The organism is Streptomyces sp. CAI-85 (genome assembly GCF_013363615.1).
GTDB lineage: Bacteria > Actinomycetota > Actinomycetes > Streptomycetales > Streptomycetaceae > Streptomyces > Streptomyces antibioticus_B.
In genome coordinates, this window is record NZ_JAANNX010000013.1 from 164033 (window position 1) to 173548 (window position 9516).

7 protein-coding genes and 1 tRNA gene are annotated in these 9516 nt (G+C 69.6%); 7 read left to right on the plus strand and 1 reads right to left on the minus strand.

All coding sequences use genetic code 11. The features are described 5' to 3' along the window. Position 1 precedes the first annotated feature (1 nt). Together G6W55_RS18030 and G6W55_RS18035 are read left to right on the plus strand one after the other, a co-directional pair. Entirely contained in the window at positions 2-1195 is a 1194-nt protein-coding gene (locus G6W55_RS18030) for an MAB_1171c family putative transporter (protein ID WP_175521861.1), read from the plus strand. Then, the gene (locus tag G6W55_RS18035; protein WP_175521862.1) at positions 1188-2612 is read left to right on the plus strand and encodes an FAD-dependent monooxygenase; all 1425 of its coding nucleotides are present in this window, start codon (positions 1188-1190) and stop codon (positions 2610-2612) included. Before G6W55_RS18030 ends, G6W55_RS18035 begins: the two co-directional genes overlap by 8 nt. 144 nt (positions 2613-2756) lie before the next feature. Here the strand turns inward: G6W55_RS18035 and G6W55_RS18040 are convergent. Beyond that, positions 2757-2840: transfer RNA gene (locus G6W55_RS18040), tRNA-Leu, on the minus strand. 431 nt (positions 2841-3271) lie between these two features. Between G6W55_RS18040 and G6W55_RS18045 the strand changes: the two genes are divergently transcribed. The 5 genes from G6W55_RS18045 (at position 3272) to G6W55_RS18065 (ending at position 9327) form a co-directional block, all read left to right on the plus strand. Continuing rightward, positions 3272-4147: a DUF3662 and FHA domain-containing protein gene (locus G6W55_RS18045; protein ID WP_085211137.1), complete on the plus strand. Its 876-nt coding sequence runs from the start codon at positions 3272-3274 to the stop codon at positions 4145-4147. Between the two features lie 10 nt (positions 4148-4157). Continuing rightward, the gene (locus G6W55_RS18050; RefSeq protein WP_175521863.1) at positions 4158-4673 is read left to right on the plus strand and encodes an FHA domain-containing protein; all 516 of its coding nucleotides are present in this window, start codon (positions 4158-4160) and stop codon (positions 4671-4673) included. A gap of 140 nt (positions 4674-4813) precedes the next feature. After that, a complete protein-coding gene (locus G6W55_RS18055) occupies positions 4814-6382 on the plus strand; it encodes a Stp1/IreP family PP2C-type Ser/Thr phosphatase (RefSeq protein WP_217687037.1) in 1569 nt (522 codons plus the stop codon). 27 nt (positions 6383-6409) lie between these two features. Further along, positions 6410-7858 (plus strand): FtsW/RodA/SpoVE family cell cycle protein, encoded by a 1449-nt coding sequence (locus tag G6W55_RS18060; protein WP_085211142.1) that lies wholly within the window; start codon positions 6410-6412, stop codon positions 7856-7858. Beyond that, entirely contained in the window at positions 7855-9327 is a 1473-nt protein-coding gene (locus tag G6W55_RS18065) for a penicillin-binding transpeptidase domain-containing protein (RefSeq protein ID WP_175521865.1), read from the plus strand. Before G6W55_RS18060 ends, G6W55_RS18065 begins: the two co-directional genes overlap by 4 nt. Positions 9328-9516: the final 189 nt, after the last annotated feature.

The window sequence follows — 9516 nt, forward strand, 5'->3', positions numbered from 1 at the left end:
GGTGACGCTTGGCCCCAGCAATCTCGGCTTCTACATCTGCGGGTTCATCCTGTTCCTGGTCTGCGCCCTGAAGATCCCCGCGCTGATCCGCAGACGGGGCGACACGCTGTTACGCGCGGCCTGTCTGTTGCTCTTCGCCGGGGGATGCCAGATGATCCTCGCCGCGCCGGACTCCATCACCACGCTCAACAGGCTCACCGGAATACCCAACGTCGCCGCCCCGACGGTCTACGTGGTGACGACCGCCTTCGCAGGGGCCAGCCTTCTGCTGATCATCAACTGGCGGCCGGGGTCCCCGGAACAGACACGACGGTTCTCCCGTTGGTGTGTGTCGGCCTACAGCGCGGTCGTCGTGGTCATCGTCGTTCTGTTCTGGGCCGGGGATGCTCCCGTGGAACAGGTCACCCTCTTCGACGTCTACTACGCCGAAACGCCCTACATCCGCGAGTTGATCCTGACCTATCTGGTGGCCCAGGGCGTGGCCATGATGGCCGCCAGCATCCTCTGCCGACGGTGGTCCCGGCAGGTCCACGGGTCGCTCCGAGCAGGCCTGCGCATTCTCGCGTCCGCCTACCTGACCATCGTGTGTTACGACGTCCTCAGACTCGTGGCGGTGACCGCCCGGTGGACGGGCCACAACCTGGACTTCCTCGTCGACAAGGTCTCCGTCCTGCTCGCCGCTCCCGTCGCCGTCCTCGGCGCCGTCGGGTTCGCCCTTCCCCTGGTCGGCCCGCGCGTGGCACAAACAGCCCGAGTCGTGCAGCAGTTGAGGCAGCTCACGCCCTTGTGGCGGGCCCTTCGGCACGTGCCCACCCCCGGCGCGATCCGCGCGTCGCAGCCCTGGTGGCGGACGCCGCCGGCCGTGCTCCTCACCGGCCGCAAGACGGCCCTGTACGACGCCATCCTCGCGCTGACCCCCTACTGCGACCCCACCGTCCGTGAGGCCGCCTACCTGGCGGCACTGCGAGGCGGTGACGACGAGCCCCTCGCGGCGGTCACCGCCGACGCGGCCATGATCCTCGTCGCACGCGACCGGCAGCGCACCGATCCCGGACAGCAGCCGCACGACGTGACACGCACACCGGCACGGCGCGTGCAAGACCTGGTCCCCCTGTCCCTGGCGCTCACCTCGCCCACCCTTCCGGACCTTCTGAATCAACTCGGCGCCCTCGAGAAAGCAGCCCATCATGAGTGAGGCCTCGCGCCCCAGCACAGCCCACGCCGTCGTCGTCGGAGGCAGCATGGCCGGCATGCTCGCCGCGGCGGCCGTCAAGGACCACGTCGACAGCGTCGAGATCATCGAGGCTCACGAGATACCCCAGGGATCCGGCCCACGCACCGGCGTCCCCCAAGCCGCGCACATCCACATGCTCCAGACCGGCGGCGCCGAGGCGATCGAGACCCTTCTGCCCGGCAGCGTCGAACTCCTGCTGGCCGCGGGGGCCCACCGCATACCCGTCACCACCAACATGGTCATCTACTCCCCCGAGGGCTGGTACCGCCGCTGGCGGCGCACCACCCACTACCTGATCTCCGCGAGCCGCGACCTCATCGACTTCGTCGTCCGCGAACAGGTGCTCAAGGACCCCCGGGTCACCGTGCGCACACACACCAGGGCCGTCGGACTCCTGGGCGACGGCCGCGCCGTGACCGGGGTACGCGTGCGCACCGCCGACGGGGTGGAGGACACACTGCACGCCGACCTGGTCGTCGACGCCTCCGGACAGTCCACCCGCACGCCCCACTGGCTCGCCCAGCTCGGCACCACCGGCCTCGCCCACGACGAGATCGACTCCGGCCTGGTCTATGCCAGCCGGATCTACCGCGCCCCCGTCCCCACCCACGACTGGCCCATGGTCGGCGTGCAGGCCGACCCACGTCTGCCCGGGCCGGGCAACGCAGGCGGGCTCCTCCCCATCGAGGGCGACCGCTGGCACGTCAGCCTGATGGGCGCCCCCGGCGGACACCCCACCCGGGACGCGGACGCGTTCGAACCCTTCGCCCGCAGCCTGCGCCACCCCGTCCTGGCCGACCTCCTGGCACCGGCCGAGCCGCTCACCGACGTCAGCCTCACCCACAGCACCGCCAACCGGCGCCACCGCTACGAACGGCTCGCCCACTGGCCCGAGGGCCTGGTCGTACTGGGAGACTCGGCCGCCACCTTCAACCCCGTCTACGCGCAAGGCATATCGGTCGCGGCACAAGGCGCCGTCGCCCTGAGGGACCTGCTCGCCAAGGGCCTGAACCCCGGGCTCGCCCGTCGCGCCCAGCGGGCCATCGCCCGCCCCATCGACCACGCGTGGGCCCTCGCCACCGGGCAGGACATCCACTTCCCCACTACGAAGGGCAAGAGCCCGACCCTCGCCGATCGCCTTCTGCACCGCTACGTCAGCCGCCTGTCACGCACCGCGACAGGGTCCTTCCACGCCGCCACCGCCCTGACCGACGTACTCGCCCTCCAGGCGTCGCCCGCCACACTCGTCGCACCCCGTGCCGCGCTGACGGCCCTCTTCGGCCCCCTTCGCGCTCCGCTCGACCGCCCCCAGTTCACCCAGGCCGAGCGCGACCTGCTGAACGGCCTCGACCGGGCCGACGGGTTTCCGGGCTGGTGACCATCGCTGAGGAAGGTCCGCAAACGGTGCGAAGCCGGATGGTGAGACCTTCCTCACAACAGCAGCCTCAGCGGGCCATCGCCGACCTTGCCGGACATACGAGAAGAGGCGGCCCGATCAATGATCGAGCCGCCTCTTCGACGGTGCGCGAGGGGGGAGTTGAACCCCCACGCCCTTGCGGGCACTGGAACCTGAATCCAGCGCGTCTGCCTATTCCGCCACCCGCGCATTGGGTGTGTCCTCGGGCCGTGGGCTCTGCGTCCCGGTGCCTTCCGACATGCAGAACATTAGCACGCTGGGCAGGGTGCGTTCACATCCCTTGTTCCGGGGCACGTGTGACCGGGGAATCCATTGACGGGGCACCCGCGGCGGCCCGGTTTCGTCCCGACGACGACCGGTTCACGTATCAACCTCGTACCTATGGCGACCGTCTCCCCCGGAGCAGGACGAGGTCCACAGTCGGGTGCGGGACACTGGTGGTCGGCCACCTCTACGATCCTGGGCAGAAAACGGGTACGGACGTCCGTCGACGGGGCCGACAGGGGGAACCAGCCGATTCACCGGCGCGTGGATACGATCAGTAAGCAGTACCAGGTGAGCCAGGTAAGCAGCGCAGGCAGCAGGACACGGGACGCAAGTCACGACGGAGGAGGTGCCCCATGGGAGTCCTGAAGAAATTCGAGCAGCGTCTCGAGGGTCTGGTCAACGGCACCTTCGCCAAGGTCTTCAAGTCCGAGGTCCAGCCCGTCGAGATCGCGGGAGCGCTCCAGCGGGAGTGCGACAACAACGCGACCATCTGGAACCGGGACCGGACCGTCGTACCCAACGACTTCATCGTGGAACTGAGCACACCGGACTACGAGCGGCTCAGCCCCTACTCCGGCCAGCTCGGCGACGAACTGGCCGGCATGGTCCGCGACTACGCCAAGCAGCAGCGCTACACCTTCATGGGCCCGATCAAGGTCCACCTGGAGAAGGCCGACGACCTCGACACCGGCCTGTACCGGGTGCGCAGCCGCACCCTCGCCTCCACCGGCCAGCAGGCATCCCCCGGCGGCCCCTCCGCGGCCCCCGCGGGCGGACGTCCGGCACCCGGCGGCGGCTACGGCTACCCGCCGGCCGGCGCCCCCGGCGGCGCACCCCCCATGCCCGCCTCCCCGCCGCCCGGCGCGGGCGGCTACGGCTACCCGCCCACCGCAGGCGCCCAGCGCCCCGGTGGCGGCGGACTGGCCGGCGCCCCGGCCCCGGGCTCTCGCGCGCGGCACTGGATCGAGATCAACGGCACCCGCCACCAGATCTCCCGCGGATCACTCGTGCTGGGCCGTTCCACCGAGGCCGACGTGCGGATCGACGACCCCGGCGTCTCGCGCCGGCACTGCGAGATCCGGACCGGTTCGCCCTCGACGATCCAGGATCTCGGTTCCACCAACGGCATCGTGGTGGACGGACAGCACACCACCCGCGCTACGCTCCGCGACGGCTCGCGGATCGTCGTGGGCAGCACCACCGTTATCTATAGGCAAGCCGAAGGGTGAAGCGGGGGCAATGTCAGAGCTGACCCTCACGGTCATGCGGCTGGGTTTCCTGGCCGTACTGTGGCTGTTCGTGATCGTGGCCGTGCAGGTCATCCGCAGCGACCTGTTCGGTACGCGTGTCACCCAGCGCGGTGCCCGCCGTGAAGCCGCCAGGCCGCAGCAGGAGCGGCGCCAGCAGGCGCCCCCGCAGCAGCGGCAGCAGCCCGCCGCGGGCGGCCGCAGGGGCCGTAACGCCCCGTCCAAGCTCGTCGTGTCCGAGGGCACCCTCACCGGCACGACGGTCGCGCTCCAGGGCCAGACCATCACCCTGGGCCGCGCGCACGACAGCACCATCGTGCTGGACGACGACTACGCCTCCAGCCGGCATGCCAGGATCTACCCGGACCGCGACGGACAGTGGATCGTCGAGGACCTGGGCTCCACCAACGGCACGTACCTCGACCGAACGCGGCTGACGACTCCCACACCGATCCCGCTGGGCGCGCCGATCCGCATCGGCAAGACCGTCATCGAGCTGCGGAAGTAGTGCTACATCATGAGTGAGCGCGAGCGGAGCGAGCACGCCGTGGCGGCCGGCACCCCGGGCCAGGGCGCGCTCCCGACCGGAGGGTGGGCAGTGTGGCTCGACACGACCGGCTGTACCCGGGGCCGACGGGCGAGGTGCGCATGAGTCTGTCACTGCGCTTCGCCGCCGGATCGCACAAGGGCATGATCCGGGAGGGCAACGAGGACTCCGGTTACGCCGGTCCGCGCCTGCTCGCGATCGCCGACGGCATGGGCGGCGCCGCCGCCGGTGAGGTCGCCTCCTCCGAGGCCATCTCGACCATCGTCGCCCTCGACGACGACGTGCCCGGCTCCGACGTCCTCACCTCCCTCGGCACCGCCGTGCAGCGGGCCAACGACCAGCTCCGTTCGCTGGTCGAGGAGGACCCCCAGCTCGAGGGCATGGGCACCACCCTGACCGCGCTGCTGTGGACCGGCCAGCGCCTCGGCCTGGTGCATGTCGGCGACTCCCGCGCCTATCTCCTGCGGGACGGCGTCCTGACCCAGATCACCCAGGACCACACCTGGGTGCAGCGGCTGGTCGACGAGGGCCGGATCACCGAGGAAGAGGCCACCACGCACCCCCAGCGCTCCCTGCTGATGCGGGCGCTGGGCAGCGGCGAGCACGTCGAGCCCGACCTGTCGATCCGTGAGGTCCGGGCCGGCGACCGCTATCTGATCTGCTCCGACGGCCTGTCCGGCGTGGTGTCCCACCAGACCCTGGAGGACACCCTCGCCAGCTACCAGGGCCCGCAGGAGACCGTCCAGAACCTCATCGAGCTGGCGCTGCGCGGCGGCGGGCCCGACAACATCACGGTGATCGTCGCGGACGTCCTCGACCTGGACACCGGCGACACCCTGGCCGGGCAGCTCTCCGACACCCCGGTGGTGGTCGGCGCCGTCGCCGAGAACCAGCACCAGTTGCACGACAACGGCATCATGCAGACCCCGGCCGGCCGTGCCGCGGGCCTCGGCCGGCGCCGGCACGGCGGAGGCGGGGGCGGGGGCGGGGGCGGCGGCGAGTTCGGCCCGCCCGGCTCCGGCGACGTCACCGGTTTCGTCTCCACCGCCGGTCTCGCGGACTACTCCGACGACGATTTCGTCAAGCCCCGCAAGAGCCGCAAGTGGCTCAAGAGAAGCTTCTACGGCGCCCTCACCCTCGCCGTGATCGGCGGCGGCCTGTACGGCGGCTGGCGCTGGACGCAGACGCAGTACTACGTCGGCACCAACGGCGAGCACCTCGCGCTGTACCGGGGCATCAGCCAGGACCTGGCCTGGGTCTCGCTCTCGAAGGTCGAGAAGGACCACCCCGAGATCGAACTCAAGTACCTGCCGCAGTACCAGCAGAAGCAGGTCGAGGCGACGATCCCCGAGGGCAGCCTCAGCAGCGCCCGCAAGAAGATCGAGGAACTGTCCGTGCAGGCCTCCGCGTGCAAGAAGCAGGCGGACGCCGACGAGGCCGAGGCGTCGGCCAGCCCCCCGTCCTCCGGGACGGGCGAGGCCGGCGGCAGCACGGGAACCACCCCCGCCTCCCTCACGTCCAAGGCATCACCGAGCCCGAGCCCGAGTGCGACCCCGAGCAAGCCGTCGGACTCGTCGTCCCCGTCCCCGTCCGCGACCGCCACTCCCAACCCCGGCCCCACTCTCTCGGAGGAAGAGCAGAAGGTCGTCTCGCGGTGCGGTGAGCAGTAGGCAAGCCGTGAGAGGCCCTGTCAGACCATGAGCAGTACTACGAACACGCCGACGCATCACACGTCCACGATCGGCTCGATCGGCACCCCGAGCCGGCGCAACACCGAGCTGGCGCTCCTGGTGTTCGCCGTCCTGATCCCGGTCTTCGCCTATGCCAACGTGGGCCTTGCGATCAACGAGGAAGTGCCGTCCGGGCTCTTGAGCTACGGCCTGGGCCTCGGCCTGCTGGCGGGCGTCGCCCACCTGGCCGTCCGCAAGTTCGCGCCGTACGCCGACCCGCTGCTGCTGCCGCTGGCCACGCTGCTGAACGGACTCGGGCTCGTCGCCATCTGGCGGCTGGACCAGTCGAAGCTGCTCCAGTCCATCAAGCAGGCCGGCACCGCGGCGCCGCGTCAGTTGCTGTACACGGCCATGGGTATCGCGCTCTTCATCGCGGTGCTGTTCTTCCTCAAGGACCACCGGGCGCTCCAGCGCTACACCTACATCTCGATGGTCGGCGCGCTCTTCCTGCTGCTGCTCCCGCTGGTGCCGGGCCTCGGCGCGAACATCTACGGCGCCAAGATCTGGATCTCGGTCGCCGGTTTCTCCATCCAGCCAGGTGAGTTCGCCAAGATCGTCCTGGCGATCTTCTTCGCCGGCTATCTGATGGTGAAACGCGACGCGCTCGCGCTGGCCAGCCGCCGTTTCCTCGGCCTCTACCTGCCGCGCGGCCGTGACCTGGGCCCGATCCTGGTCGTCTGGTTCATCTCGATCCTCATCCTGGTCTTCGAGACGGACCTCGGCACCTCGCTGCTGTTCTTCGGCATGTTCGTGATCATGCTGTACGTCGCCACGGAGCGGACGAGCTGGATCGTCTTCGGTCTGCTGATGTCGGCGGTCGGCGCCGTCGGTGTCGCGAGCTTCGAGCCGCACATCCAGACGCGTGTGCAGGCATGGCTGGACCCGATGCGCGAGTACCAGCTCAGCCGCGCCGGAAGCAACGACGGCATTCTCCACTCCGAGCAGGCCATGCAGGCCCTCTGGGCCTTCGGCTCCGGTGGCACCCTGGGCACCGGCTGGGGCCAGGGGCACTCCGAGCTGATCCGGTTCGCCGCCAACTCCGACTTCATCCTCGCCACCTTCGGCGAGGAGCTGGGCCTGGCCGGGATCATGGCCCTGCTGCTGCTGTACGGCCTGATCGTGGAGCGCGGCGTGCGCACCGCCCTCGCCGCCCGCGACCCGTTCGGCAAGCTGCTCGCCATCGGCCTGTCCGGCGCCTTCGCCCTCCAGGTGTTCGTCGTCGCCGGCGGTGTGATGGGTCTCATCCCGCTCACCGGTATGACGATGCCGTTCCTGGCGTACGGCGGTTCGTCCGTCATCGCCAACTGGGCGCTGATCGGCATTCTGATCAGGATCAGCGACACCGCGCGCCGCCCGGCCCCGGCCCCCGCCTCCAACCCCGACGCCGAGATGACCCAGGTGGTCCGCCCGTCATGAACAAGCCCCTGCGCCGGATCGCGATCTTCTGCGGACTCCTGATCCTCACCCTGCTCATCCGCGACAACTGGCTCCAGTACGCCAAGGCCGACGACCTGGCGAGCGACAGCGAGAACCGCCGCGTCAACATCGCCCGGTACGCGACGCCGCGCGGCGACATCATCGTCGAGGGCAAGGCCATCACGGGCTCCGTGGAGTCCGAGGGCGGCGACTTCAAGTACAAGCGCACCTGGACCAACGGCGCCATGTGGGCGCCGGTCACCGGCTACTCGTCGCAGGCGTTCGGCGCCAACCAGCTCGAGAAGCTGGAGGACGGCATCCTCACCGGCAACGACGACCGGCTCTTCTTCCGCAACACGCTCGACATGATCACGGGCAAGAAGAAGGAGGGCGGCAGCGTCGTCACCACCCTGAACGCGGCCGCGCAGAAGGCCGCGTACCAGGGTCTGGGCAACCGGCGGGGCGCGGTCGCCGCGATCGAGCCGTCCACCGGCAAGATCCTCGCGCTGGTCTCCACACCGTCGTACGACCCGTCGAAGTTCGCCGGCACCTCCGGTGCGGACGAGAAGGCGTGGAAGGCGGTGCAGAAGGAGAACAACCCGGACAACCCGATGCTGAACCGCGCGCTGCGCGAGACGTACCCGCCGGGCTCCACCTTCAAGGTCGTCACCGCCGCCGCGGCGCTGGAGAACGGCGAGGTGTCCGGGATCGACGACGCCACCAAGACGCCCGACCCGTACCAGCTCCCGCAGACCACCACCGACCTCACCAACGAGCACGGTGACTGCGAGAACGCGAGCCTGAAGTACGCGCTGATGGTGTCCTGCAACACCGTCTTCGCGAAGATGGCGGACAACGTCGGCAACGAGGGCATGATCGAGCAGGCGGAGAAGTTCGGCTTCAACGACAAGGAGCTGGACACCCCGGTCCGCGCCGCCGAGTCGATCTACCCCGAGGACAACGCGCCGCAGAACGCCATGGACGGCATCGGCCAGGCGTCCAACCGCGCCACCCCGCTCCAGATGGCCATGGTCGCCGCGGCGGTCGCCAACGACGGCAAGCTGATGAAGCCGTACATGGTCGACCAGCTCAAGGCCCCGAACCTGGACACCATCGAGACGACCGAGCCGCAGGAGCTGCACCAGGCGGTGTCCTCGGAAACCGCGCAGAAGCTCCAGAAGATGATGGAGACGGTCGTCAACGACCCGCAGGGCACCGGCGGCAACGCCAGGATCTCCGGCGCCACGGTGGGCGGCAAGACCGGTACCGCCCAGCACGGCCTCAACAACAGCGAGAAGCCGTACGCCTGGTTCATCTCGTACGCCAAGCTGTCCGACGGCAGCGCACCGGTGGCCGTCGCGGTGGTCGTGGAGGACGGTTCCGCCAACCGCGACGACATCAGCGGCGGCGGTCTGGCGGCCCCGATCGCGAAGGACGTGATGAAGGCAGTCATCGACAGTAAGAAGTGACCCCCATCACGTCGCCTTCACATCGGTGCACGTTGCGATACCGGTCCTGCATCAGGTGACGGGCTTGGCCAGGTCAACCAGCGCCGTACGGGTACGGTATGCCCGGACGGCAGCCTTCGACCGCACAAGTGTGCCGGTCGGGACCGACGGAGAGGGCTGGTAGGTAGCTATGGAAGAGCCGCGTCGCCT

Coding starts and splice junctions, on each gene's coding strand:
- G6W55_RS18045 (WP_085211137.1), top strand. CDS start 3,272: ATGGGAGTCCTGAAGAAATTCGAGCAGCGTCTCGAGGGTCTGGTCAAC.
- G6W55_RS18035 (WP_175521862.1), top strand. CDS start 1,188: ATGAGTGAGGCCTCGCGCCCCAGCACAGCCCACGCCGTCGTCGTCGGA.
- G6W55_RS18065 (WP_175521865.1), top strand. CDS start 7,855: ATGAACAAGCCCCTGCGCCGGATCGCGATCTTCTGCGGACTCCTGATC.
- G6W55_RS18050 (WP_175521863.1), top strand. CDS start 4,158: ATGTCAGAGCTGACCCTCACGGTCATGCGGCTGGGTTTCCTGGCCGTA.
- G6W55_RS18055 (WP_217687037.1), top strand. CDS start 4,814: ATGAGTCTGTCACTGCGCTTCGCCGCCGGATCGCACAAGGGCATGATC.
- G6W55_RS18060 (WP_085211142.1), top strand. CDS start 6,410: ATGAGCAGTACTACGAACACGCCGACGCATCACACGTCCACGATCGGC.